Annotated in this window: 27 protein-coding genes and 1 tRNA gene; 9 read left to right on the top strand and 19 right to left on the bottom strand. The window is 41.4% G+C overall.

The genetic code is table 11. The annotated features are described in order from the left end of the window. Positions 1 to 317 precede the first annotated feature (317 nt). From BLR84_RS22495 to BLR84_RS22485, 3 genes are all read left to right on the top strand, one after another. Entirely contained in the window at positions 318 to 728 is a 411-nt protein-coding gene (locus tag BLR84_RS22495; protein WP_090472511.1) for a hypothetical protein, read from the top strand. Between the two features lie 17 nt (positions 729 to 745). Continuing rightward, the gene (locus BLR84_RS22490) at positions 746 to 1,282 is read left to right on the top strand and encodes a hypothetical protein (protein ID WP_090472510.1); all 537 of its coding nucleotides are present in this window, start codon (positions 746 to 748) and stop codon (positions 1,280 to 1,282) included. 199 nt (positions 1,283 to 1,481) lie between these two features. Then, positions 1,482 to 1,805: a DUF6686 family protein gene (locus BLR84_RS22485; protein ID WP_090472509.1), complete on the top strand. Its 324-nt coding sequence runs from the start codon at positions 1,482 to 1,484 to the stop codon at positions 1,803 to 1,805. Positions 1,806 to 1,887: 82 nt separating this feature from the next. Here BLR84_RS22485 and BLR84_RS22480 read toward each other — a convergent pair whose 3' ends face one another. Beyond that, positions 1,888 to 3,387, bottom strand: coding sequence for a phytoene desaturase family protein (locus tag BLR84_RS22480; protein WP_255367022.1), 1,500 nt, complete (start codon positions 3,385 to 3,387; stop codon positions 1,888 to 1,890). A gap of 78 nt (positions 3,388 to 3,465) precedes the next feature. Here BLR84_RS22480 and BLR84_RS22475 point away from each other — a divergent pair, with 78 nt between their 5' ends. From BLR84_RS22475 to BLR84_RS22460, 4 genes are read left to right on the top strand one after another with little or no spacing between them, the layout of a single operon-like run. Then, positions 3,466 to 4,302: a phytoene/squalene synthase family protein gene (locus tag BLR84_RS22475; RefSeq protein WP_176852133.1), complete on the top strand. Its 837-nt coding sequence runs from the start codon at positions 3,466 to 3,468 to the stop codon at positions 4,300 to 4,302. Between the two features lie 4 nt (positions 4,303 to 4,306). Beyond that, complete coding sequence (locus BLR84_RS22470; RefSeq protein WP_090472506.1) at positions 4,307 to 4,852, top strand: hypothetical protein; 546 nt, start codon at positions 4,307 to 4,309, stop codon at positions 4,850 to 4,852. Next, on the top strand, positions 4,849 to 5,529 hold the full coding sequence (locus BLR84_RS22465; protein ID WP_090472505.1) for a lycopene cyclase domain-containing protein: 681 nt from the start codon (positions 4,849 to 4,851) through the stop codon (positions 5,527 to 5,529). Before BLR84_RS22470 ends, BLR84_RS22465 begins: the two co-directional genes overlap by 4 nt. Continuing rightward, positions 5,526 to 5,774 (top strand): cytochrome b5 domain-containing protein, encoded by a 249-nt coding sequence (locus BLR84_RS22460; RefSeq protein WP_369829196.1) that lies wholly within the window; start codon positions 5,526 to 5,528, stop codon positions 5,772 to 5,774. The genes BLR84_RS22465 and BLR84_RS22460 overlap by 4 nt, the downstream gene beginning before the upstream one ends. A 60-nt stretch (positions 5,775 to 5,834) precedes the next feature. Here the strand turns inward: BLR84_RS22460 and BLR84_RS22455 are convergent, their stop codons facing one another. Then, positions 5,835 to 6,749, bottom strand: coding sequence for a PfkB family carbohydrate kinase (locus tag BLR84_RS22455; protein ID WP_090472503.1), 915 nt, complete (start codon positions 6,747 to 6,749; stop codon positions 5,835 to 5,837). A gap of 86 nt (positions 6,750 to 6,835) precedes the next feature. Between BLR84_RS22455 and BLR84_RS22450 the strand changes: the two genes are divergently transcribed. Then, positions 6,836 to 6,909: transfer RNA gene (locus BLR84_RS22450), tRNA-Asn, on the top strand. A 542-nt stretch (positions 6,910 to 7,451) separates the two neighbouring features. Here BLR84_RS22450 and BLR84_RS22445 read toward each other — a convergent pair. Next, the gene (locus BLR84_RS22445) at positions 7,452 to 8,843 is read right to left on the bottom strand and encodes an EndoS/ChiA family endoglycosidase (protein WP_090472502.1); all 1,392 of its coding nucleotides are present in this window, start codon (positions 8,841 to 8,843) and stop codon (positions 7,452 to 7,454) included. Positions 8,844 to 9,693: 850 nt separating this feature from the next. Between BLR84_RS22445 and BLR84_RS22435 the strand changes: the two genes are divergently transcribed. Next, a complete protein-coding gene (locus BLR84_RS22435; protein ID WP_218128450.1) occupies positions 9,694 to 11,820 on the top strand; it encodes a galactocerebrosidase in 2,127 nt (708 codons plus the stop codon). A 169-nt stretch (positions 11,821 to 11,989) separates the two neighbouring features. On the opposite strand, the gene BLR84_RS22430 is transcribed toward BLR84_RS22435, so the two are convergent. The 16 genes from BLR84_RS22430 to BLR84_RS22360 all read right to left on the bottom strand — a co-directional run bounded on the left by BLR84_RS22430 (position 11,990) and on the right by BLR84_RS22360 (position 24,234). Beyond that, the gene (locus tag BLR84_RS22430) at positions 11,990 to 12,706 is read right to left on the bottom strand and encodes an amidohydrolase family protein (RefSeq protein WP_255367026.1); all 717 of its coding nucleotides are present in this window, start codon (positions 12,704 to 12,706) and stop codon (positions 11,990 to 11,992) included. An 11-nt stretch (positions 12,707 to 12,717) separates the two neighbouring features. Continuing rightward, positions 12,718 to 12,975: a hypothetical protein gene (locus tag BLR84_RS30285; protein ID WP_218128447.1), complete on the bottom strand. Its 258-nt coding sequence runs from the start codon at positions 12,973 to 12,975 to the stop codon at positions 12,718 to 12,720. Between the two features lie 130 nt (positions 12,976 to 13,105). Then, positions 13,106 to 13,303 carry an RNA polymerase sigma factor gene (locus BLR84_RS22425; RefSeq protein ID WP_090472499.1) on the bottom strand — a complete coding sequence of 66 codons (198 nt, stop codon included), beginning with the start codon at positions 13,301 to 13,303 and terminating at the stop codon, positions 13,106 to 13,108. Positions 13,304 to 13,319: 16 nt separating this feature from the next. After that, a complete protein-coding gene (locus BLR84_RS22420; RefSeq protein WP_090472498.1) occupies positions 13,320 to 14,246 on the bottom strand; it encodes a Dyp-type peroxidase in 927 nt (308 codons plus the stop codon). Positions 14,247 to 14,316: 70 nt separating this feature from the next. Beyond that, positions 14,317 to 15,165: an SDR family NAD(P)-dependent oxidoreductase gene (locus BLR84_RS22415; RefSeq protein WP_090472497.1), complete on the bottom strand. Its 849-nt coding sequence runs from the start codon at positions 15,163 to 15,165 to the stop codon at positions 14,317 to 14,319. Between the two features lie 28 nt (positions 15,166 to 15,193). Continuing rightward, positions 15,194 to 16,270 (bottom strand): NAD(P)H-dependent flavin oxidoreductase, encoded by a 1,077-nt coding sequence (locus BLR84_RS22410; protein ID WP_090472496.1) that lies wholly within the window; start codon positions 16,268 to 16,270, stop codon positions 15,194 to 15,196. Positions 16,271 to 16,318: 48 nt separating this feature from the next. Next, positions 16,319 to 16,621: a putative quinol monooxygenase gene (locus tag BLR84_RS22405; RefSeq protein WP_090472495.1), complete on the bottom strand. Its 303-nt coding sequence runs from the start codon at positions 16,619 to 16,621 to the stop codon at positions 16,319 to 16,321. Positions 16,622 to 16,644: 23 nt separating this feature from the next. Further along, positions 16,645 to 17,025 (bottom strand): nuclear transport factor 2 family protein, encoded by a 381-nt coding sequence (locus tag BLR84_RS22400; protein WP_218128446.1) that lies wholly within the window; start codon positions 17,023 to 17,025, stop codon positions 16,645 to 16,647. A gap of 73 nt (positions 17,026 to 17,098) precedes the next feature. Then, on the bottom strand, positions 17,099 to 17,833 hold the full coding sequence (locus BLR84_RS22395) for an SDR family NAD(P)-dependent oxidoreductase (protein WP_090472493.1): 735 nt from the start codon (positions 17,831 to 17,833) through the stop codon (positions 17,099 to 17,101). Positions 17,834 to 17,836: 3 nt separating this feature from the next. After that, positions 17,837 to 18,055 (bottom strand): tautomerase family protein, encoded by a 219-nt coding sequence (locus BLR84_RS22390; RefSeq protein WP_090472492.1) that lies wholly within the window; start codon positions 18,053 to 18,055, stop codon positions 17,837 to 17,839. Positions 18,056 to 18,067: 12 nt separating this feature from the next. Beyond that, positions 18,068 to 18,619, bottom strand: a complete 552-nt coding sequence (locus BLR84_RS22385) for a YceI family protein (RefSeq protein WP_090472491.1) — start codon at positions 18,617 to 18,619, stop codon at positions 18,068 to 18,070. Positions 18,620 to 18,951: 332 nt separating this feature from the next. Then, complete coding sequence (locus BLR84_RS22380; RefSeq protein ID WP_090472490.1) at positions 18,952 to 19,524, bottom strand: Crp/Fnr family transcriptional regulator; 573 nt, start codon at positions 19,522 to 19,524, stop codon at positions 18,952 to 18,954. A gap of 334 nt (positions 19,525 to 19,858) precedes the next feature. Beyond that, complete coding sequence (locus BLR84_RS22375) at positions 19,859 to 20,980, bottom strand: DUF3472 domain-containing protein (RefSeq protein WP_176852132.1); 1,122 nt, start codon at positions 20,978 to 20,980, stop codon at positions 19,859 to 19,861. A gap of 16 nt (positions 20,981 to 20,996) precedes the next feature. Further along, positions 20,997 to 21,995 (bottom strand): DUF5007 domain-containing protein, encoded by a 999-nt coding sequence (locus BLR84_RS22370; protein WP_176852131.1) that lies wholly within the window; start codon positions 21,993 to 21,995, stop codon positions 20,997 to 20,999. 7 nt (positions 21,996 to 22,002) lie between these two features. Beyond that, positions 22,003 to 22,692, bottom strand: a complete 690-nt coding sequence (locus BLR84_RS22365; protein WP_090472487.1) for a fasciclin domain-containing protein — start codon at positions 22,690 to 22,692, stop codon at positions 22,003 to 22,005. 21 nt (positions 22,693 to 22,713) lie between these two features. Further along, positions 22,714 to 24,234 (bottom strand): RagB/SusD family nutrient uptake outer membrane protein, encoded by a 1,521-nt coding sequence (locus BLR84_RS22360; RefSeq protein WP_176852130.1) that lies wholly within the window; start codon positions 24,232 to 24,234, stop codon positions 22,714 to 22,716. Between the last annotated feature and the right edge of the window lie 7 nt (positions 24,235 to 24,241).

The raw sequence follows: 24,241 nt of genomic DNA, 5'->3' as shown, positions 1-24,241 counted from the left end.
CCAAACGGCCCGGCTTTCGTAACAGAAAGTCGGGCCGTTTAGGTAAAGGAAAATCGGTTCAAAAATCGACTGTTTAGGCTTTAGTTATTTGATAATCAGCAAATTAAAACTTTTTAAAGTTTCAAAAACACGTCAAAACCATGTTAAAATTTGTTAAAAAGTGTTAAAATCGACGTTTTTGAGTGATTTTTGGTCTGTTTTTAGCCGTTTTTGAGCAGAAAAATGTTAAAATAATAGGTTTAAAAAGTTTTTGCGGACCTGTAAACTGGTAATTTTAACAAATAATCGTAAACATCTATTCTGAAAATAAATTCATTATGGCCGATAAATTCATACTGCAGGGCAATGTTAAATGGAGCTATGGTCATGAACTGGCCGGCATATCCCAGAGCAAAAAAATACTGGCAGGTTTAGTAACGTCGACACCTGTGCTGCTGCGTCACAACGGTTATATCGCATTAACCACTGCCGAACTGATCATTGAGGGCGTGGAGGGGGATGAAGACCTGGTTGTTCCGCTGGATAATGTTAAACAGGTATATCTGGGTTTCGATGAACTGTTTCCCGTAACAGCCGAAAAAAGCCTGGGGATGCTTTGGCAGCCTTTAAGAATAGAGTACTATTTATCCGCCACCGAAACACAGTACCTGTACCTTATTATTGATTATAACGGGATATATACCTACGATAAAGCCTGGTTTAATACCTTAACAGAAATACTACAGTAAATTATTCATCATATTTTATGCTACCGTTTAAAACATTACTCTTATTAGGTTTAGTTTTTGTAACTCATGCATGTTTCTCGCAAAAAATTAACGATATACCTAAAGATGCCATAAAGGGCGACTTTAATGGCGATGGCAAACCCGAATATGTTTGGGTAGTTAGACCCAAAATAGCCGATAGCGGCGTGGATTGTGTTGGCGGATGCGCTATTAAGATCGTATCCTCTAATCCTGAAATAACTGCCCTCGTGATACCAAATGCAATTGGCGGAACTATTACTAATCTTGGCGACCTGAACGATAACGGCACTGATGAAATAGGTATCCTGCCCGAGTGGTTCACCAGTTGCTGGAGTCCTTATTATGTGTACACACTGGCCCACAGGCACTGGCAGGAAGTTGTGCCTTCGTTCTCAACGCATTGTAACCAATGGGAAGCCGACGTAAAACCTATTGAAAAAGCCCCAGGTAAAAAAGGTTATGTGGTAATCAGGTACAGTGCATTTGAAAAGGAAGATATCGTAACCAAGACCAAAATCCTCCCCATAAAATAACCGCCTGTTGTTAAGTTGCTGTAAATAAGCTTTTTTTATTTTTATTTGGATTTATTCTAAATAAGGTATTACTTTGTTCCTATTGATAAAGGACATACCTGTAAAAAATAGTTTAAAATATAAAGTCCTGCTCTTGAGCAAATGCTGCGGTGCGATAGCTTTGCTGGCCGGGCAGGCACCAACTTAATTAACAATGCATATGTGCGATTCAAAAATCATAAGCCAGGTTGGAGCATCGGTAATAAGCCGGTGCTCAGAGTGCCGCTGTATATTTATCTGGAATAACAACCTTATCCTGAGCTTCTCGCCCGAACAGTTTATACAGTTCAGGGATTTTACAGTTGAGCTTGATTTTGCCGAACACACCCACTCCTTTCCCGATGGGCAGGAACGGCTGGTGATGCGCACCCCGGTTAATGATGTACAATTAACCTTTACTACAGAAGAGTGGGAGGATTTTCATGCAGCCATGGCCGAAGCCATTTATATGCAGGAGATCTACTCGCTGATGTATGATAATTGAATAGGAATCAAGAGTTGAGAGTCAAGAATCAAGACAGCTTCGAAAAACAACCCCTGTTTTGGTTTTTCCTGATTCTTGACTCTTAACTCTTGATTCTCTTCATCACTTCCTGAGCTACTATTTGCCCGGATATGATGGCTGGCGGCACTCCTGGTCCAGGTACGGTCAGTTGGCCGGTATACAACATGTTTTTAACATGCTTAGCCCGCATGGCTGGTTTAAAAAAAGCGGTTTGCGCCAGAGTATTGGCCAGCCCGTAGGCGTTACCTTTAAAGGAATGGTAGTCGGCCTTAAAATCGTTTAGCGCGTAACTGCGTTTCACTACGATGGAATCACGGATATCCTGCCCGGTAATATGCTTGAACCGATTGAGCATCAGGGCGAAATATTTTTCGCGGATACTTTCATCATCGGGTAAACCAGGGGCAATGGGCATTAGGAAAAAGAGGTTTTCACCACCTTCGGGCGCTACGCCAGGATCGGTTTTGGAGGTACAGGAAACATAAAACAGCGGACTGGTAGGCCATTGCGGCGAGGTATAAATCTCTTTGGCATGCAGTTCAAAATCTTCGTCAAAAAATAAATTGTGATGTTGTATACCTTCTACCTTTTTGTTGGTGCCGATATAAAACAATAAGCTGGACGGCGACATGGTGCGGCTATCCCAATATTTTTCGGTATAATTCCGGTGAGATTTGGGCAACAAGTGTTGGTCAACATGTTCATAATCAGCCCCGGCTATCACAAAATCTGCCTGGAATGTGCCTTGACTGGTATTTATATTATTGGCCGCATTGTCCTTTATGTCGATGTTAACAACCTCAGTGTTTAATTTTATTTCGACACCTAATTCTTCGGCTAAATTCACCATGGCTTTTACGATCTGGTTCATCCCGCCTTGTGGGTACCAGGTACCCAGGGCCAGGTCGGCATAGTTCATCATGCTGTACATGGCCGGTGTATTTTGAGGTGTCGCGCCCAAAAATAAAACCGGGAACTCCAGCAGTTTGATCAACCGGGGATTTTTAAAATATCGGCGTACATGCTTGCTCATACTGCTTAACAGCTGCATGCTCAAGCTCTTTTTGATGAGATTAAAGTCAATAAATTCGGTAATAGAATGGGAGGGGCGAAACACATACTCGCCCATACCAATCCGATACTTATAGGCTGCTTGTTTTAAAAATTTCTTTAAGCCTGCGCTGCTGCCCGGTTCTGTTTGCTCAAAAAGGGCTTCCAGTTCGGTCATACCGGCCGGTATATCCATTGCATCATCGGGGCCATAATAAATGCGGTACCCGGGGTCTAATCGCTCTAATTGATAGTAATCAGCAGGTGTTTTGCCAAACAAAGCGAAAAAGTTTTCGAATACATCGGGCATCCAATACCAGCTGGGGCCCATGTCAAATTGAAAACCATCTTTTTCCCAAATCCGGGCCCTGCCGCCAGGCTGATCGTTCTTTTCTAATATGGTAACTTTAAAGCCCTCTTTGGCCAGCACACAGGCGGCTGATAAGCCCGCGAAACCTGCCCCGATGATGATAATATGCCTGCCGCTGTTCATATAGCTATTGTGGTCCAAGTTAAACAAATTGTTTTGTGGTCATAAAAAAACAATAACGGTTTGAATTTGTACTTTTGGGGATCAGCCCATGTGTAAATGATGAATCTGTACGACGAGACCAGTTTTGAATGCAGTAAATTGATAACCAATAAGTATAGCACATCATTCAGCTTAGGGATAAAGGCTTTCGATAAAGGTTTTCGTTACCCTATTTATGCTATTTATGGCTTTGTAAGGTATGCAGATGAAATAGTAGACACCTTTCATGAGTATGATAAGCTAACCTTGATCAGCGCTTTCAGGAAGGAAACGTTTAAAGCCATCCAGGAAAAGATCAGTTTAAACCCGGTTATACACTCATTTCAACAGGTGGTAAACCAGTACGGTATCGAAACCGGGCTTATTGACGCTTTTTTACGCTCTATGGAAATGGACCTGGACAAAAAAGCCTATGATCCGGCTTGCTATGAAACTTACATCTATGGTTCGGCCGAGACGGTAGGGCTCATGTGCTTGCGTGTTTTTACGAATAATAATGAGGCACAATATCAATCGCTTTTGTCCCAGGCCCGCAGCCTGGGCGCTGCTTTTCAAAAAGTAAATTTTTTGCGTGATATACAAGCTGATTATCAGGAGCGTGGTCGTACCTATTTCCCAGGCATTGATTTTAACAATTTTACCGAGCAGGATAAGCATCGTATTGAGGCTGAGATTAAAAACGACTTTGACAACGCTTTTGAGGGGATCAAACAATTACCCGCAGGTACACGTTTAGGGGTTTATATAGCTTACACCTATTATCTGAAATTGTTCAAAAAAATAAGTTATACCCCTGCGAATGTTATTCTGCAAAAAAGAATACGTATTTCTGATACCCGTAAAATGGGTTTATACGTTAAAGCTGTTTTACAACAAAAACTGAATGTGATTTAAGATAATGAGGAGAAGTATTTTTTTTATAGCCGGAATGTTTTCGTTTTTGTTCATGCTGCAAAGCGTAAAGGCCGATGAGCCTAACCTGAAAAATATACGCAGGCAATTAAGAGAGGCCATTAATGATAGTAAAACCACTGATTCTCTTTATAAAAGTCTGAGCAGTATAAAAAATCGTACGGGTATTATTGATGGCTTTATTGCCGGTGTACAGGCACTGAAGGCGAAACATGCCTGGAACCCATACTCCAAAATAAAATATCTGAAAAACTGCGAAAAAACCTTTGAAAAGGCCATTGAGGTTGATCCGCATAACATCGAAATCAGGTTTATGCGCTTTTCTGTGGAAGACAGCGTGCCTGGGTTTTTAGGCTATAATAAAAATATAGCTACCGATAGCAAGGAGATCATAACCCAGCTGGATAAAAAGAATTACGGTACAGCCGATAAGGAACTTACTGTAGAGATCATCAAATTTTTGGTGAACTCCCGCAGATGTACCTCTGCCCAAATTGATGAGTTAAACAAGCTCTTAGCCGCTTTAAAGTGAAGTATACCTACTTATTGATCAATATATTGACCGTATTTTTTCCGGTGGTATTATCGTTTGATAAGAAGGTGCATTTTTTTAAAAACTGGAAATTCATCTGGCCGGGGATGACCATAACCGCGCTTTTCTTTTTGTTTTGGGATGTACTTTTCACGGTAAAGGGAGTATGGTCATTCAACCCTCATTATATTACAGGGATAACGCTTTGGGGACTGCCGTTGGAGGAGATATTGTTTTTTATAACCGTACCATTTGCCTGTATCTTTATTTACGCCTGTTTAAATTATTATATCAAATGGCAGATGGGTAACAGGATCACCCGTATTATAAATAGCTTGATCATTATGCTGAGTATATCAGGACTCATTTTTTATCATGATCGTTTATACTCTATCGTAACTTTTGGCCTGTTATTGGTGTTGATGCCCTTGCTGCAATATGTATTTAAAGTAAGATGGCTTAATCGCTTTTATTTGGCTTACCTGGTGGCGCTTATCCCTTTTTATATAGTAAATGGCATACTGACATCTATACCGGTAGTCATCTATAACAACACTGAGAATATGGGTAAACGGATAGGTACGATCCCGGTAGAAGATCATTTTTATTTAATCATCCTGTTGTTGATGAACATCGGCTTTTTTGAGTACTTTAAAACCAAAAATCAATTATCTTGAGTCAGCTTCCCGAATATACTAGATCACAATTGGCCTTGCGTAATGGACAGGACAAGCCGCAAATATGGGTAGCCTATAAAGGGGTGATCTATGATGTGAGTGAAAGCAGGCTATGGAAAAACGGCAAGCATTATGAACATTGGGCCGGACAGGATCTGACTGATGAATTGCCCGATGCTCCGCATACCGAAAGCGTATTTGAGAAATTTGAGAAAATAGGGCGGTTGAGTCAGCCGACTACGTAGAGGAAGGATATTCTTGAAAGAAAAGCCCTCCTCTTAGAAATCAGAAGAGGGCTTTGAGACTTATATTTCAAATTTAGCTAAGCCAACAAATTCCTGTACACGGGTTGCAATTTCTTCCTGAGACAGGTTTCTTAATCTCTCTGAGCCGAATTTTTCTACGCAGAACGATGCCAGTGCCGATCCGTATATGATAGCGTTTTTCATGTTATCAAAATTTACCGAGCCCACTTTAGCCAAATAGCCAATAAAGCCACCCGCGAAGGTATCACCAGCTCCCGTAGGGTCAAAAACTTCGGCCAATGGCAGGGCTGGTGCGCTGAATATTTTATCCTCATGGAAAAGCAGGGCGCCGTGCTCACCTTTTTTAATGATCACATATTTGGGTCCCATGGTTAATATTTTACGGGCTGCCTTTACCAAAGAGAACTCACCTGATAGCTGACGTGCTTCGGCATCATTAATGGTGATAACGTCTACCAGTTTAATAGTGGCTAATAATTCATCAAGCGCAATGTCCATCCAGAAGTTCATGGTATCCATTACAATCAATTTTGGACGTTTGGTTAACCGTTTGATAACCGTTTGTTGTACCTGCGGCGATAAATTACCCAACATCAGGTATTCACAATCCTGGTATGAATCGGGGATAATAGGATCAAAAGCCTCTAAAACGTTTAGCTCAGTAACCAATGTATCACGGCTGTTCATGTCATTATGGTATCTTCCGCTCCAGAAAAACGACTTTTCGCCTTGTTTTATCTGCAAGCCTTCGGTGTTTACATTGTGTTTTTGAAGATCTTCAATTTCGGTCTGCGGGAAGTCGTCGCCTACTACAGCAACGATTTTTATACGGTCATAAAAGTAAGATGCGCCCAAACTGGCAAAGGTTGCCGACCCGCCAACAATTTTATCTGTCTTTCCGAAGGGTGTTTCAATAGCGTCAAATGCCACAGTACCAATAACTAACAAACTCATGTAAAATATTTTTAAATTTTTTTTGCGCAAATATTGTGAAATTAACGCAGAAATTATACTTTTGCACCACTCCAAACGGAAAATAGTCCTGAGTAGCTCAGCTGGTTAGAGCATCTGACTGTTAATCAGAGGGTCGCTGGTTCGAGCCCAGCCTCAGGAGCACTGAAAATCAATGATTTAACCCAACTCTGGCGAGTTGGGTTTTTTTATTTGCAAAAAATTTGCAAAAACGCCTGAAATTAAATTTGGTTGCTGGCGCTAATTATCGAGAATCTGACATTATTACAGCTTTTTACCGATAGTAGTTTGGATAGGAAATCGTAAACCTTCGGGATTTTATTGTTGTAAATTCCTAAACAACCGAGCTAAGGAACAAGAATGTAGCCTACACTGGGTTGAATCTGAACTATTTCATGGATGAGTTGAAGAAAATAACGTTTATGACGGTTGTATAAGTGAGGGCGCTTGGTTGATTTTTAAGGTAACCAGTTTAGCTATTTTTAAAGAATTGGTTTGTTCATAATGAACATAAAGAACAGATCGTCAATAACGTTTTGCAGCTACCTTATTTACTATTAAATAATAAACAGGGTTATTTTGATCACCTTTTAGGCGACTGCTAAAAACTAGATGAACCACAGCAAAAAGATAAAATACGCTACAAACAATATGTTTATTTGTAGCGTATTTTGAAAAAAAATATTAATTTCTTATAAGCTCCCACTCTGAGAATTGGAGAATACTGCCGGTTTGTACAGCAGAAATATTTAAGCGGTAATAAGCATAGGAAGTTGTATTCGTGAAGGTATAAGTCTTCTTAAGCAATCTTGATGCAAAAGTTTGATTGGTTTGCGTATTTAAGGTTGTCCAGGAGGTGCCATTATTTGAACCTTGCAGGGTCCAGTTTTTAGGGTCACGATTGGGAACATCATTTGCAGATGTAATAGTATATTGAACAACTGTTGCTGCTGTAGTTGGCTTAAACTGCACCCAGCCAGATGCATTTTGGGTAAGATATTTTGTAGCGGTATTGTTATCAATGATTTTTGTAAACTCTTCACCTGATGGTGAACCTGTTTGATATTGAGCAGTAAGCGAACCAGCATAATCAGTTATATCTGAACCACTTGGTGCCGGTGTTGTATTAACCTCAAGCGCAGAAAAAATGGCATCTGTATAAACTTTATTTTTATTACCTGCAAAAACCATAATGCCCGCCTTATCCGGGTCCGGATGCCACTGTGCCTGAGCTACGGCACTACTTTGCGAGTTATCATCATAAGACATTCCAAGCATTACCTTTGCATTGCCCAGCGTGTTAGCCCAATAGTTGAACCGTGAGGTATTATCCTGAAAATAGCCCATATCCATAACAAAATTCAAATATTGGCTTAATGAAGTTTCCCGAAAAATTGGACCGGGAGCGCCACCTGAATAGAAAGCACCGCCATACATCTTTGTGGTGCTATTTGTCGATAAGGGACCGAAATATTTGCCTAACTCCTTGATCAGGTTTCGGTAATTTGTGTTATCGGTAGCACCATGCTCCACATCAAGTGAAATTCCGTCAAAACCAACAGTATTAACGCAATCGTTCACAAATGAAGCGAATTGAACATAATTGTAAGCAGTGCCGTTATAAGTGGTAAACGGAGTTGCAGAACTCCAGTTGGCATTATCATCAACATTCATCAATACTTTCAGCCCTCTTGAACGTAGTGTTTGAATATCAGCAAGAACCTGTCTTTTATTTTTATAATATGCATTTTGCATCGAACCGGTATTATAATGCACCGTATCTGCAAGCTCCCATAGGGTTCCTTCAAACACCACCACCACATTTGCTTTATCCGTAAATGTGGTCATTGGTAATATGCCTTGATTTGCGGGGGTAACATCAAAGACATAATAGGCTACTTTGTTTTGCCCTGCTGCGGGCAATGCCGTAGCGGCCAGGCTTAGATTCTGCGATGCAGCAAGCTTGTTTTTTTGTGTAGCAGGTGTGCTTAAATCTTTTGCTTCTTTTTTACATGCAATAAAAGACAGTAACAAGGTTGAAGCAAACATGCATTTTAAACGGTTCAATTTTTTCATAAGTGGTAGTTTTAGTGTATGGTTTATTGGTAAACTATTCGTTGGTAAGCGTGTCGCAGAACCTATTTACATGGTTTCCGGCAGCAGCATGGATATTGAACATTTTTCCGTGTTTTCCAAGCGGAGACAAAGTGAACGGCTTAGTTATATTTATAAAGATAATGCCGTGGATATTTAATATTGACAATATATTATCATACTATAGCAGCAATTTATCAAGATTTCGATGGTGTGATAAAAAATACAAACAATCATTGCATTTATAATAACAAAGTCATGAATAATTTTCGAACCGTTTAGTTGGGCAACTGAAGTTCTCTAATGAAAGTCAATTAATTAAAAGAGGGGGCTTTAAGCCAGAATATGCGGGCAAAATGAATTTCTATTGTTCGGCTATGGATGATTTAATAAAACACTGCCGCAAAATCTAAGAGCAAGTTTATCAACTATTGAGGAAGTTGAAAATGAATTAAAAAATGGTGGGGACTAATGCGCTAAATTCGTCCATTACAATTTTGTCAATATTTTACTTCAAAAAGCAATAGATTATGTTCGCCTAAATTTCCAATTCTTCCCAATTCTTTGCAATTTTTCAATGAATTGGTTCGAAAAAGGCCACTGTTGGGAGCGCTGAAAATCAATGATTTAACCCCACTTCGGCAAGTGGTTTTTTTGTACCCTAAATTTTGATGTGTATAAGTTGGTGCTGTGATAACACCAGCCCCAGACTGAACGGGTGGGGCCTTGTGCACAATACAGTATTATTGAAAAATAGGCTCAAATAGAATTCTAAAAAGTTTAAATCTTATCTTGCAACTGTCTTATTTATTTAACACGCACACACCGTTTCATGAAAGTAATTTTTAATTCAGTACTTCTAATTCTTCTTTTATTTTACTTTAAATCTAATGCACAACAGAAGAGAATTATGTATCAGGATTCTGTCCAGACGGTGAAACTACAGGGGAATGCCGGGGGAAAGCGTTTCGATGGAATTGGTGTGGTAAATGGGGGAGGCGCTACATCGGTACTGCTGAAGGATTATCCCGAACCCCAACGCAGTCAGATTCTCGACTTACTTTATAAGCCAAAATTTGGAGCTTCCGTAAGCGCACTGCTTGTTGAGATTCCCGGCGATGGCAATTCAACGCAGGGGTCTATGCCGAGCCACATGCACACGCGTAACGATCTTGATTACTCTCGGGGCTACACCTGGTGGATCCTACAGGAAGCCAAAAAGCGCAATCCCGATCTTACCCTCGATGCTACCGCGTGGAGTGCTCCCGGATGGGTTGGGAACGGAAATTTTTGGTCGCAGGATGCAGCCGATTATTACGTTAAATGGCTTCAGGGGCTTCGTAAAGTTTACGGCCTTGAATTAGATGCCATCGGCTGCCGCAATGAAAAGGGATTTGACTACAATTTTGCGAAGACACTCCGTTCTACCCTTGATGCCAACGGCTTTGAAAAAATTAAGCTTCATGCGTTTGATGATTGGCCGAAAGGGAAAGTAGACTTCGTTAAGGACTTGTTTAAAGATGAGCAGCTTCGCAAATCCATAGATATTATCAGCGCTCACGTATTTTATGAAGTAGACACCGCTTCCCAACAAGTTCAGGAGATGGCTCAGAAACTTGATAAACCTATCTGGAACACTGAGGATCATGTTTATAAGAAAGGCTTCGATTGCCTGATCAGTATTGTGGAATGTTTCAACCGCAACTTTATTCAAAGCGGTGCTACCAAGATCGTGAATTGGTATGATATTGCAGGTGTTTACCCTATCGAGCCATACTCGGAAGACCCTGCTGCTGTACTGGCACAGTCGCCATGGAGCGGGCATTATCAGGTACGCGAGGCTTTGTGGGGTTATGCACATTATGGGCAATTCTCGAAAGTTGGATGGCAATACCTGAATGGGGGTAGTGTTAACCTTAAAGGTGGTGGAACTTTAGTAACCTTAAAATCGCCCGCAAAGGACTACAGCATCATTATCGAAACAAAAAACGCAAAAGCTCCACAAAAAATCCGTTTTCAGATCGGCGAGGGGTTGTCTCTAAAACAGCTTTGCGTATGGCGTAGTAATGAGAAAGAGCATTTTGTACAGCAAGCTGGCATAAAACCAACAAAGGGCACATTTACACTTACCTTAGAACCCAATTCAGTTTACTCTCTTTCCACTACTACGGGGCAGCAAAAAGGAAGCTTTGCTAATATTCCCGATTCCAAGCCCTTCCCTTTTCCATATTATGAAACATTTGAACAATATTCCTTGCCTAAAGTATGGGGGTATTTACCACGCTACACTGCCGATATTGTCGATGCGTTTGAAATCACTGAACGCCCGGATAAAAAAGGCAAGTGCCTGCGCCAGGTTGTTCCAGACGCAACCAACTCCTGGGCACCAGATTGGCGACCTTACAGTATTTTAGGTGATGCACAGTGGAAGGATTATGAAGTAAGCGCTGATGTTTATTTAAATGCAGGCGATATTGTTGGGGTTATGGGCAGGGTCAATCACGTTGGTACCGGGTATGGCTTTATTCCAAAAGGCTATTACCTACAGCTTGAAGACAATGGCAAATGCAGGATAATTGTAACCAGGGGAAAAGGGAATAAAAAGGAACTTACCGGAGATGCTGAACAACAGGCAATTATCAGAAAACAAAACGATGAAAGTGTAGGTGGGGAAAAGGTGCTTGGTGAAATACAACTTTCAAATATCAGCCACAGTCAATGGCATAACCTGAAACTCCAATTCGAAGGATCTATTATTAGCGCATTCGTTGATGAAAAGCAGGTGCTACAAGTGACGGATAGCTTGTACATCCAAGGAATGGCAGGACTGATTGCTGGGGGCGGTAAAAAGCCCAGTACACCTTTTTTCGATAATTTATTGATCAAGGGCAGAAATGCTCCCGTGCCGAAGCCTTCTCTTGCAGCACCAGGACAACTGCCGATCTATATCGTTAAATAATTTAGCCTGTGGTCGGTGTTATCACCGAACCATTCGGCCTCACTCTTCCTTTAGTGCAAGTCTTAAGTGATTTTCCCCAGATTGGCCTCTCGTAATTTCTTAGATTCTATTTGATCAGCCTGGAGGCCTCTTTAGATACAGAATGCTTTTTATCAATATAAAAATACCTTTATATCCTTAACTTCAGTAGTTTATCCGCATTACCATGCGCAATTTTTGCTACGTGTTCATCAGAAAGCTCAATTGCATTCAAAAATTCAATACCCATTTCGTTTGTACTAAACGGATAATCAATAGAAAACATAATGTTATCAATGCCGAAAGTATCTAAAGCAATTCTTAATGGTGGCTGCGTAAAAAAGCCACTGGTGGTAATATGAACCTGCTGGTGGAAAGTATCAGCAAGCGTACGCTGGTTGGCGCCTCCGTTACCTGGTTTGAATGCCCGCTCTGACCTGGCCATCATCATTGGCAACATTTCTCCCATATGACCAATAACTAGTTTAAGTTTTGGATACCTGTCGAAAATCCCTGAATAGAGCAGACGTAAAACATGCAATGCGGTTTCTGAGTGCCATCCCCAGCCGTAACAGGCCAATGCTTCTGCCATACCCGAATGATTGGGCAATCCACTATAATAAATATCTGCTATTCCTTTTGGGGGCAAGCCGGGGTGAAGATAAATAGGCACAGCCAGCTTTTCGGCCCGTTCAAATATCGGCGCAAATTCAGGTTGATCTAAAAACCGATCCTGTGTCAGTCCCCTGATCATAACACCGCGAAAATTATACTCTTTTACTGTGCGTTCCAATTCGTCGGCTGCGGCCATGGGAGCTGTCATCGGCAGGTGTGCAAAAGCCGTAAACCGATTCTCAAAACCCGCGATCCTTTCGGCGATCAGGTCATTATACTGCGTAGCAAAAGCCGGACCTTCCCCGGGCTTAAAAGGTTGGCGCCAGAGCTATCTACAGAAAGTACCTGCATTGTAATCTCGTTGGCATCCATTGATTTTAGTCGATCACCGGTAATATCTGCCAGTTTTGGTATAAGCTGCTGCATCCTTTCTGATTGACCAAAACCGCCCAAAGCGGCTTTAGGTATTTTATTAGCCATTTCCGGAAAGGAAATATGTTCTTCGAGTGTTACTATTTGCATGTTGAATTGATAAATAAAATTGGGTTGTATATTAAGAGGTTAAATGCATCAACACAAAGAAACACACTCAGGTTTTGAGCCGCAATGCACCATTAATGGTAGTTATAGGACTATTTTCGTATGAATTATATTAAAGGATCGTTTTGCTTCCTTTGAAAATGCTTACCCAGCAGATCACATCGCGCAAAACTTTGATAGCATTGTGCAGGGTATTGTAGATGGTGCGTTCACTAAGGCCGGTTTGATCGGCAATGTCCTCGAAAGAAACAGCATCAAAGTAACGAAGGCGAATGATCTCTTTTTGCCTGGGTATGGAGGAGACATTCACATATCACTTATAACACTTACTCAGATGAAAAATCATCTATCATATTAAATGTAGGTACGAAAAACAGGCTTCCTGTTTTGGCTGTGCTGAAATCTAATATCCTGTCATAATTCCCTTCGGGCAAGCCAATAAACATATTATTCAACATCTGCTGCACTGTGCTGAATGTACTGGCGTAAGCTATAAAATAGGTACCCATTTCATTGGTAGACATATTGCCAAAAGGCATATTATCCCTAACAATTTTCAATTCGTCGCCAACATTGGCTAAGGCTATGTGTGAATTGGATGGTTTTACGTCATCGCCCATTTCTATATCATTCGCCTTGTACCGACCGATTACTTTCTCTTGTTGTTCGGTCGAAAGGCCTTTCCATGCGGTTAAATTATGGATATACTTTTGAACAAAAAGATAACTCCCGCCTTGATAAACAGGGTCATCATTTCCCACTATGCCAAACAATTCCCTATCCTGCCCGTGAGGGTTTTCAGTACCATCAACAAAACCTAAAATGGAGCGACTGTCCCAATATCTGAAACCATGGATTTCTTCAGTACTGATAGCCACGGGACTTAAAAGATCCGTTATGGCAGATGCCATATCATAACATATACTGGTAGTATCGGCCCTGATATGAAAATGCAGATCGCCTCTGGTAGAAACCGCTGTGTGCTTGCTGCCGATGATAGGCTCAAAATTGGCTAATTCTTTAGGTAATGGCATAGGGAGTCCAAGCCTAAGCCAGGCATCATGTCCAATTCCCATTACACAGCTGGCCCGGGAAACAGGGAAACGGACATTAACAGAATTATTAAGGTTGATGATCAGCTTGCAAAGCTTGCTGAAAATAGCCTTAACCTCCGGGTTATCCTTGAATTCCCAAACCATAAATATGGTATTGTCATTGGTGTAGTCTGTAACATTCTGTGAATCCGGATTCATAAGCTTATCATATAAGGCTGTTGTGCGTTACGAAAATAAGCAAAATCCTCAACGCATTATGATAAGATCCTTAATTCTGATCGGGAAAATCGGCACCTATTGTAATTGCTTTCCAGGTCTCCAGTTCGTCAGCCATCGCAGTCAGTTTTTCTGATGCCCGCTTATAGGCGTCCCGACCAAGGTACAGGTGCAGCGGCGGTTGCTGATTTTCGGAAAGCTGTATCAATATCTCTGCGGCCTTATCCGGATCGCCGGGCTGTTTGCCGTTGGCTGCCAGGTAGCGATCCTGTGTATCTTTAACTGCCCGGTAACCATCGATCTTACTTTCGGTAAAAGCGAGTGAGTCTTTGGTGAGAAAGCCGGTGCGAAAACCTGATGGTTCAACCACAGTCACCTTAATGCCGAACTCTTTAACGTCAAGCGCTAACACTTCAGAAAAAGCTGCTACCGCAGCTTTGGTAGCCGAATATACCGACCATCCTGGCGCACCTACAAAACCGGCTACAGAACCCATATTGATAATGAAGCCCGCTTTCTGTTTACGCATAACAGGCAGGATGCTCCGGGTAACATTAATGATAGCCAAAACATTGACATCAAAAATATTCCTGATATCCCGCTCTACAATTTCTTCTACCGTGCCAGCCATACCATAACCGGCATTATTAACCAGCACATCAATTCGTCCGAATGCGGTAATAGTTTGCCTGATAGATTCTTCAATACAATCCAGATTACCCAGATCTACTGCCAGGGGGAGAAAACGGTCAGTGTCGATCACACCGACAGCATCTTTAAGGGTTTGCGCGTTGCGCGATGTGGCAGCTACCCGGTAGCCACTATGCAGTAACTTTTTTACAAGGTTGAGCCCCAGCCCCTGTGAGGCCCCGGTTACATACCATACTTTTGATGAGTCCATAGCTTGTTTGTTTTAAATCTGTTCTGATTTATGGCGTCATGATCTTTGATGTATCCTCAATTAAGGACTGCATCAAAACCGCGGCCTTGGTATGTTTGAGTATCGGTGCAATTTGCCCGCCCCAAAACAATATCATATCCCATTTTTGCTGCTCAAGCGCCGCTTTTCTTAACGATGACATGAAAGTAGTTTGCAAGGGGAAGGGCAGAAATTGTTTCTCTTGTCCCACTAAATCTTTAGCCACCCTGCTGGTGATACCACGACCAAGCCGGCCTGTAAAGGCACGTGACAGTGTGGTGTATTTAGCGGCATCAGAAAATAACATTTGCCGGTGAATGGGTAAGGCACCCGATTCATCACAGGCCAGGAATGCGGTACCGATCTGCGCGGCGTCTGCACCCAAAGTGAGTGCTGCCGCTACACCACGACCACTGGCGATACCGCCCGCGGCAATGATGGGTGTTTTTACTTTCTCTTTAATCAATTGGACTAATACAAAAGTTCCGGTAGTTGATTGTTCGGCAGAGGCTAAAAACGAAGGGCGGTGACCGCCGGATTCAAAACCCGAAGCGATGATCATATCTACCCCAGCAGCTTCCAGGGCAATTGCCTCATCCAATGTGGTGGCGGCGCCAACAGTTTTAATACCCAGTTTACGGCACTGTTCCAGGATATCTGCAGAGGGTATACCAAACATAAAGCTAAACACTTTTGGACGGGTGCTCAGAATGACTTCAACCTGGTTCTCAAAACGGGGTTTAAAGACTGCCTGCTTTTCGGGCAAAGGGATCCCTGCTTCATCAAAATAAGGTTTAAACAAAGTTTTAGCCTGTTCAAAGTGTTCGTCAGAAACAGTGCCATCTATGGCATCGGTATCAGAAACCCAAAGGTTAATATTATAGGGTTTATTGGTGGCCGCTTTTAGCTGTTTGTCTTTTTCATAGATCTCCTGCGGACTCAAAGTATAGGCGCCAAACCCACCTAAACCACCAGCGTTGGACACTGCCGCCACCAACTCAACCGTGGATAATCCACCGCCGAATGGTCCCTGCATGATCGGATAATCAATGCCTAATATTTCCGTTGCTTTTGTGTTATACCACATGATTATATAATTTTTATTGCTTTATGCCGCCAATCATTTTGTAAATGATTAACTACTTAGCCCCGTCAAATAAACCACCTCAATCTTATCGTCTTTTATCTTCCCTTTCACGTAATCAAAGAACGTAGCGGCATAGGCATAAGTTTTATGTAATTCAAAGGCTTCCTGGTTTTGATATACCTCATAATTGACGATCATCTGCGGAGAATCCTCCCGGGTATTCACCAGAAATAATTCACAACCTGTTTCTTTGCGGGTTTCCATAGCCATGGCAACCATTGCATTTTTTACTTCCTCCTCAAAACCTGGAAGGATATCTATATTGGCGATCAACTTTATCTTACTATTCATGACCAAAATATTTTTAATCGGTTTTATTGAGCGATATCGCTGATCATTTTATTAACGATGAGCCATTTGCCATCTATCTGGTGGAATGACAGCAATTCATGGTAATTGAAATCATACATTTTTACCTTTACTTCGGCAACGGCTATAGAATTGATCACCCTGATGTCAATAATATCCCCTTTAAATGGTTTGCCCGAATCTTTGGGACTTTGGCGGTGCGCCACGCCATCCAAATACTGCTCCAGTGTTTTGGCATAGGGTTGACCTTTTACATCGCCAAATAGTAGTGTACCGTTATAGTAAATTTTGCTTAATGCGTTAACATCTCCTTCGTATATTCCTTTGAAGTAGTGTTCTTCGAGCACCTCGGTAATGGCGGCTCTGTCTTGCTGATTATTTTCCATTTTCTTTAAATTTTGTGCTTTAATGCCCTGCAAGGTGCAGAGCATTAAAGCGATTAATAAAAAGGGTTTCATATCAATTTAAATTATGCCCGGCTCCTATACCACCATCTACGTTGATGATAGCGCCGGTAATGAACTTACTCTTGGCAACGGTATAAACCATTTCCGCGATGTCTTCCACTTCGCCCACACGGTTCAGCAGATGCAATCCTGCGCTTTGATCGGCATTATCACCATGCATAGGGGTACGGATGGTGCCAGGCCCAATCGAATTCACTCTGATGTTATCTTTACCAAACTCACCTGCCAGCTGTATAGTAAGCGCTTGTATGGCTCCTTTTGATGCCATTGGTGCAGTAATAGGTACTCCTGCAAGGGAATGGTTAACCAACGGAGTGCCAATATTGATCACTACACCGTCGCGCTGTTTCAACATTTGTGGAATAACCGCCTGAGTAGTAAAGTAAGTACCCTTCAGGTTGGTGTTCAAAAACTTATCCAGGTAGACTTCATCCACTTCCAGGAAAGGCTTGGTTTCAAATATGCCGGCATTGTTTACCAGCACATCTACCGAACCAAACTTTTCAATAGCTTTGGCTACCAGCTGTTCGCCGGTATGTTTATGGCTTACGTTGCCGGCAACCATGGCCAGGTTATCGCCAGCACCAAGTTCGTTAAAAACCTGCTCCAATTTGTTGGCTGTTGATGAATTGATTACTACATTATCACCCTTTTCCAAAAAGTAACGGGCTATTTCTTTACCGATACCGGATGATGCGCCGGTAACGATGACGGTTTGCTTTTTCATGTTTTATTTTTTATCGGCCGTGATGCCTTTTTCTCTTAATACAGATACTTGTTCGCCTGCATATCCCCAATCGTCCAGGTCAACTTCCTGTATCACCACATGGGTTAAATGCGGGTCTTTATTTAGCGTGTTGGTTAACAAATCAGTTACACCTTTTATTAAGGCTTGTTTTTGTTCACGGGTGACTCCTTCACGGGTGATCTCGATTTTTACGAATGGCATGGCTGTAGGTTTTTAAGCTAAAGTTGTTTCTGCAACAGCGTTAGCGGTGATAGTTACATGTAGTTCAAACTCATTGTAGATCAAAGTATCGCCCAGATCTTTGAAGAAATTACCTGAACGAAACTTCATTCCATATTTGGTACGGTCGATCACGATCTTGCCTGTCGCGGTGATCACATCGCCAGCATGATCTATCTGCGCGTCAAACGCTACCGGGTGAGTAAGATCCTTGATGGTCAGGTCTCCATTAATATGATAAGAGCCATCGCCTTTAGGCACTGATGTGGTGATCACGAATAAAGCTTCGGGATATTGTTTTGAATTGAAGAAATCCTCTGAAGCCAGGTGACCGGCAAATTGCGCGTTGGTGGCTGGATCGGTTATATCCAGAATGTTAATCGATATAGTATCGATTGTAAATTGGCCGCCTGTTAGCAGACCATCGTTAAAGGTTAAAGAACCCTCTTTAACGGAGATAATTCCGTTGTGTGCGCCGGTTACTTTACGACCGATCCAGTCGATGTTACTTTTAGCGCTTGCTATTTTAAAATTTTGTGTTTTCATGTCTTTATGTTTTTAATGACAACACAAATGTGGGGAGGAATGAAGAGGAACTTACGTGACCTACATCACATTTGAAACGGTAAATGAATTAAGTGATGTACATCACATTTGAGGTAAAGAGATCACGGGTGTTCAGAAGAATCAAAATAGACGCTAAAACCGGATTTGGCTAAAGCCTACAACAGATTTCTTATAATCCGTTGGTTAAAACCAACGGCAATGAAGAATAAATCAATCTCTATTCATTGCCGTCCCATTTATGGGACGGATAATGGAAGCATTTATAGGCTTTAGCCGAAATAACTATCTTCCCAACACCTGTAGTGAAAAGATCAGGAATGATAAAGCCGGCTTAACGTTTCTCTCGAAACCCCCAGATAGGCGGCAATTAAATGTTTGGGGACAATGTTATATAGCGCAGGATATTGAGCCAGCAGCTCTTCATAGCGATGTTTGGCATCATTGTTCATGAATGATAATAACCTTTTTTGAGAGGCAACATACCCTTTATTGGTACGCCAACGGAAAAAATGTTCTACCTGATGGATCTCATTACATAGTTTTTCCCGGTCGTCGTTCGACAGGCAAAGCACCTCGGCATCTGTAATGCAATCCAAATTGATGGTAGCTTTGGCGTTACTATAAAGCGCGTTGTAGTCCGAAGCCCACCAGGTTGGCATAGCAAATTGAAGGATGAACATTTTCAGGTCATCATTGATATAAAATGATTTGAGGCAGCCATCCAGTACAAAATATTCACCATCTACCTTGTCGCCGGCGGCAATAATAACTTGCCCTTTTTTGAAAGACTGCGGTTTGAAATGCGAAAAAAAATAGTCGAACTGCTCATTCGTTAATGATATAGTTTTGGCGATATGCGCTTGGAGTGTTTCTTTGGCTTGCATCAAATCAAAAATACTTAATGCATTTAATATTTTGCCTATCTAACGTTAGTTCGATATAAAGAACTCCCCAGGCCATTTCGACCAGCATGGACGAACAAAATTATGGTTTACAGTGTAAACCCACTTTTTAGCATTAAAAATAATTAAATAATTGATTATTAATGATTTAATTTAATGTAAACCGTAAAAAGTGTAAACCATGTAAACCCAATTTTAACGAAATGGCTCACTTGTTTAAAGATTATGCTTAGCTCAGTATTAAAGTAAAAGCCCCGGGATTTTAAAATTCCAGGGCTTTTGCTTTTCAGATGCAAGTATTACATTTTAACTGCTCCTATGGCTTTTTTTCTTCCAAAACTGTTTTTTTGACTGGAGAAAGCTGACCAAAAATATCGGTTATCTGCAGGGCTATATAGTAATCCTGGGCTTTCAGGTTCATACCTTTAACCAAAAATCCTATACTGGTGATGTCTGGATCAGTCCCTTTGATAGATGCAATGGGCTTGCCGGAGTATGAGCTGTTTTCATATATTTTTACCTCATAGCTTAATTGCGGTGTCGCGGTTGGTAACATACTCCAGTTTACAAAGATCTTTTTCTGGGAGTGATCATAATAAGAGGCCAGGTCATAAATACTTGCCGGCAGTATTTCCGGTTTATCCTTTTGACTGGTAGGATAAAAGGTTTTCGGTTGCCCCGGGTTTGTACCGCATGAAGTTACCTTTACGCCATCATTACCATACTTTTCCGCCTTCCATGATCCTTCACCTGCTTCAGCTACTAAGGAATCGGGGTGTGCCCATTTGTTTTGATCCGTTAACATCCAATAAGATTTGTAAACCGCTGTCCTTGATCTTTTTTGCTCATCGGCAAAATTTTCAAGGAAACTCCCGATGTCCCCATGAAGCATAGCCTCTTTTTCGGGCACCACAAAAGTTACATAATGCCGGTAAGTTTTTTCGCTTTGGTCATATATCCAGTAACCTACCATTGTTGTGGAGTCATTTACAGTCCATCGCTTTACAATATTGGTATACCAATGATCAGGCTTCCAACCGAAATCGGCATGCGAATGTAAACCAGTACCCTCGCCCCCAAAACCGCCAACAAAAGTTAACGGATCCTTATACTGTGCCGATAGCTGGATCTTGTTCGGGAAATCCCAGATGGAAAATATATTGTTGGGCATGCGGGTTTCATTTAACCCAGCCTTTTGTATCCCGCAATAACCACCACTTTTGCCAATGCCAAACTGTACGCTGCAGGCATAGGTATATGGTGCCAGGCCGTCGGCCGGGAACATCACGTCGGCCATCATCAATTCGGCTTTGATCTTACCCATTTTTACCGTTTTTACATACGGTCCCCATTTGGGGCAGCTTTGCTGGGCAAGGCTAGGTGTTACAATGGCGAGAGTCAGTATCGGAATAAAAAGGCTTTTTATTTTTAATTTCATTTGATTAGTGTGTTTTTTAATTGGCACGCGTTGCATCTATGGTTTGTTCAACTACCAGATAGGAGCCGGGTACATATATACGTATAGGGAATCGAAGATTTAAACTATACATTCCATCGGGCAATCCATCGTTATGTACAAACTGAGTAGGTATCCTTTGGTAGATATTAAATCCGTTACCTAAGGTGCTTATTGGAAATGGAACAACAGGAAATTTAAACACCATGGCATCGTCTGTATAATAATAAGAACTGGTGTACTGCTGCAATGATTGTAAGTATGGCGGAACAGGGTTTAATCCTGCAGCTGGCCGACTGATGATCTCTCCTTTTTTGGGATTAAAGAATACTCCGTTTTTATCCATATACTTAACCGTGATCATATTCGGTGTATCGGCAATTTTAGTTACCTTTAGTAGCGGTGCTTTACCCCCTTTAGATTTAGTTTCGTCGCCCACCAATATCCTGGTTTCGCTGGTTGAACCTATAGTTGGTGCCGACTCAAAATCGGTGGTATCCCTAAGCAAAAAATCGCCTATTTTGGGGTATATTTTTGTTCCCGTTTCGTTTTTTATTTCCAAATCAAATTGATATTCGCCGTAGGGTAGTTGTAGGCCCCCGTAGTTACCCAATATCTGACCACTGGCAGGGTTAATAGAAATTGGAGCCGCGTTAATGGTTTTAAGTTTAGCGTTGATCAACTTTAAAGTTGTATCAGTTTTAGGATTGTATAACGCTGTCCAAACCGTGACGGGGTATGTTTTACTAAACAGATCATCTACAATTTTACCGGTTGCTTTATCATAAAAATGTATAACCCTTACAGAAAAAGGTTGCGAAGTCCCATCTCCATTCAATCCGGCACTGAGAAATGGACGCCCCTTAGGAATGATGATAGGGCTTTGTTCGTAATGAATATATGGACTTAAAAAGCCATTGGTTGTTTTTTTACATGCGTAGCTGGTTACTAAACATATAATTAGTAATGGGATATATAAAAATAAGTTACGTTTCATGTTGTGATTATTGTTTAAAAAATAAAACATGTGAGTTGCTAAGCACATTAAGCTGACCTGTTGAAGTGGTAAGGCCCGTTGTTTGACAGCGTACCCTAACACCAATCGTATCCGGTATATCAGATGCCACTATCACGTTTGGTAGCTTGCCTTTGATAAATGTGTAATATTCGATGCTCGGAGCTGTGCTGGTAGCCGAAGTATATCCTAAAGTAGGGTCATATGTTTTTTCGAACGATATAACCGCCTGGCTCCCGGTTTTGGAAGTGTTGAAAATAACCCCGTTTTCGGTTAACGACTCATAGGTTACTGTTTTAGGGATTATATAAGTATTCAACGAGTCTTTAAATACATTCAGATCGTATTTGATTAAAGTATCAATACTATACCTGGCAAAGGGGTTCTTTTTTTGAGCCTGCAAAGTTTTTGCCTGTAGGTAATTATTAATAGCAAAGTCTGTAGGGGCATAAAATGTTATGCCTTTTTGATTGATTACATCCTTTAACCCGGCTTTATCAACTACCATTAATAAAGTATCAAACATATTATATCTGTTACTTTTTAAATAGTCATAAGTGCTTAAAGTGGTGGTTGTGTTTTCTAATTTACCACCAACGATGTAATCGTTTTTTTTGCATGAAACCAGTATGATACCAGCTAACGCAGAGATCATAAAGAATTTAATTATATTTTTCATTTTCTTGTCTGTTTAATTGAATTACTGACCTGCTGATGCCCACCATGCGTTTTGTGTTAACAAAGGATCCTGAGGTAAAAGGGTTCTCAAATCAAGCGGCCATAAATAACCCCGGTTAGTTATCCGGTTGGGTAAATAACCATCGATAGAATTATCATAATTGGGGTTAGTAATAAGACCTGATCGTACGAGGTCAAAATACCACTGACCTTCGCCGTATAATTCTCTTCCCCGTTCATCCATTATGGTGTACAGTAAATCATTCTGCCCTGTAAAAACATAAGAATCAAGACCGGCCCGTTGACGCACGCGGTTAAGGTAAGTCAATGCGCTCCCGGTATTTCCGAGGTTCAGATCAGCTTCGGCCTTTAACAGGAATATATCAGCAAGGCGTAAAACAACCATATTATTGCTCACAAAAGGAAGAGTTTGCTGTTGTGGATTTTGATAGATTACATTGGCATATTTAACCATCAGGGTGCTGGTGCTACGCAAACCATAAAATGTAGACTTGACGCGCACGTCGGTACCCACCCTGGTGGTGTCGTATAACTTATTGATCAGTTCTTTATTTACGGCCCAGCTTGAACTTTTACCTTTTACAAGTGGGTCTGCCAGGAAAATGGAAAAAACGCTATTATTTCCATCATTGGTAGCATTCCCGCTTTGTGCTTCATTCTGATTTGGCGAGTAGATCATGTTGATCTCAAAGATGCTTTCCGGGCTCTGGCCTTTAAATATATTGGCGAAATTTGCCCCCGGTTCCAGTGAATAATTACCATACTGTATCACACTATCGGCCGCGGCTGAGGCTAACTGATATTGCTTTTGCCACATATATACCTTTGATAAAAGCGCCAATGCCGATCCTTTACTTGCCTGAACGGCAACTTTTGAAGCATCTGAGTAATTGTAGCTTAAGAGGTTTGAACTCTTTTTCAGATCGCTCACAGCCTGGTTAAAACCATCTGCATCTGAACTGCGGGCTATAGGTTTGGCATTAATGGGGTCGGTGTAAGCTTGCGTAACTATAACCGGTTGGCCCCAAACCTGGGTAATATAATAATAGCAATAAGCTCTGATAAAATAGGCTTCGCCCAGGATCTGGTTTTTAGTAGCCACAGGGTCGTCTGTGAATTTGGAAGCAGGAATGTTTGGTACTTTGCTCAATATCAAATTACACTGACTTATCACCTGGTAAAAGCTGGTCCAATTGTGCAGCACCGACTCATTATAAGGAACATAATTAAAATTCCACTGATTGGTAGAGCTTAGAGAGCCTATTGTCCAGTCGCTACCATAGGTAAATTCATTGGCCGTAGCATCTCCTAAAATAAAATATGCTTTGCCATTGGTTAAAGCTGTACGTAACAGGCCGTATGCACCTGCTAGTCCGCTTTCGGCTGCTCTTTCACTTGACCAGAAATTATCGTCGGTTGGTGTGTCGATCGGCCCTTCGTTGATGTATTTTTTGCAGGAGGTAATTAATCCAAGGCCGCAAATAATTATAGCTATAATGTATTTATTTATATACTTTTTCATCTGTAAT

The sequence above is a fragment of the Mucilaginibacter sp. OK268 genome (genome assembly GCF_900103125.1).
GTDB lineage: Bacteria > Bacteroidota > Bacteroidia > Sphingobacteriales > Sphingobacteriaceae > Mucilaginibacter.
Note: the sequence above shows the minus strand (reverse complement) of the source record. Positions and strands in the feature narration are given on the sequence as shown.

Excerpts from the sequence above, each read along its gene's own strand:
- BLR84_RS22495 (WP_090472511.1), top strand. The coding sequence starts at position 318 with ATGGCCGATAAATTCATACTGCAGGGCAATGTTAAATGGAGCTATGGT.
- BLR84_RS22490 (WP_090472510.1), top strand. The coding sequence starts at position 746 with ATGCTACCGTTTAAAACATTACTCTTATTAGGTTTAGTTTTTGTAACT.
- BLR84_RS22485 (WP_090472509.1), top strand. The coding sequence starts at position 1,482 with ATGTGCGATTCAAAAATCATAAGCCAGGTTGGAGCATCGGTAATAAGC.
- BLR84_RS22475 (WP_176852133.1), top strand. The coding sequence starts at position 3,466 with ATGATGAATCTGTACGACGAGACCAGTTTTGAATGCAGTAAATTGATA.
- BLR84_RS22470 (WP_090472506.1), top strand. The coding sequence starts at position 4,307 with ATGAGGAGAAGTATTTTTTTTATAGCCGGAATGTTTTCGTTTTTGTTC.
- BLR84_RS22455 (WP_090472503.1), bottom strand. The coding sequence starts at position 6,749 with ATGAGTTTGTTAGTTATTGGTACTGTGGCATTTGACGCTATTGAAACA.
- BLR84_RS22445 (WP_090472502.1), bottom strand. The coding sequence starts at position 8,843 with ATGAAAAAATTGAACCGTTTAAAATGCATGTTTGCTTCAACCTTGTTA.
- BLR84_RS22435 (WP_218128450.1), top strand. The coding sequence starts at position 9,694 with ATGAAAGTAATTTTTAATTCAGTACTTCTAATTCTTCTTTTATTTTAC.
- BLR84_RS30285 (WP_218128447.1), bottom strand. The coding sequence starts at position 12,975 with ATGCAAATAGTAACACTCGAAGAACATATTTCCTTTCCGGAAATGGCT.
- BLR84_RS22420 (WP_090472498.1), bottom strand. The coding sequence starts at position 14,246 with ATGAATCCGGATTCACAGAATGTTACAGACTACACCAATGACAATACC.
- BLR84_RS22415 (WP_090472497.1), bottom strand. The coding sequence starts at position 15,165 with ATGGACTCATCAAAAGTATGGTATGTAACCGGGGCCTCACAGGGGCTG.
- BLR84_RS22410 (WP_090472496.1), bottom strand. The coding sequence starts at position 16,270 with ATGTGGTATAACACAAAAGCAACGGAAATATTAGGCATTGATTATCCG.
- BLR84_RS22405 (WP_090472495.1), bottom strand. The coding sequence starts at position 16,621 with ATGAATAGTAAGATAAAGTTGATCGCCAATATAGATATCCTTCCAGGT.
- BLR84_RS22400 (WP_218128446.1), bottom strand. The coding sequence starts at position 17,025 with ATGGAAAATAATCAGCAAGACAGAGCCGCCATTACCGAGGTGCTCGAA.
- BLR84_RS22395 (WP_090472493.1), bottom strand. The coding sequence starts at position 17,833 with ATGAAAAAGCAAACCGTCATCGTTACCGGCGCATCATCCGGTATCGGT.
- BLR84_RS22390 (WP_090472492.1), bottom strand. The coding sequence starts at position 18,055 with ATGCCATTCGTAAAAATCGAGATCACCCGTGAAGGAGTCACCCGTGAA.
- BLR84_RS22385 (WP_090472491.1), bottom strand. The coding sequence starts at position 18,619 with ATGAAAACACAAAATTTTAAAATAGCAAGCGCTAAAAGTAACATCGAC.
- BLR84_RS22380 (WP_090472490.1), bottom strand. The coding sequence starts at position 19,524 with ATGCAAGCCAAAGAAACACTCCAAGCGCATATCGCCAAAACTATATCA.
- BLR84_RS22375 (WP_176852132.1), bottom strand. The coding sequence starts at position 20,980 with ATGAAATTAAAAATAAAAAGCCTTTTTATTCCGATACTGACTCTCGCC.
- BLR84_RS22370 (WP_176852131.1), bottom strand. The coding sequence starts at position 21,995 with ATGAAACGTAACTTATTTTTATATATCCCATTACTAATTATATGTTTA.
- BLR84_RS22365 (WP_090472487.1), bottom strand. The coding sequence starts at position 22,692 with ATGAAAAATATAATTAAATTCTTTATGATCTCTGCGTTAGCTGGTATC.
- BLR84_RS22360 (WP_176852130.1), bottom strand. The coding sequence starts at position 24,234 with ATGAAAAAGTATATAAATAAATACATTATAGCTATAATTATTTGCGGC.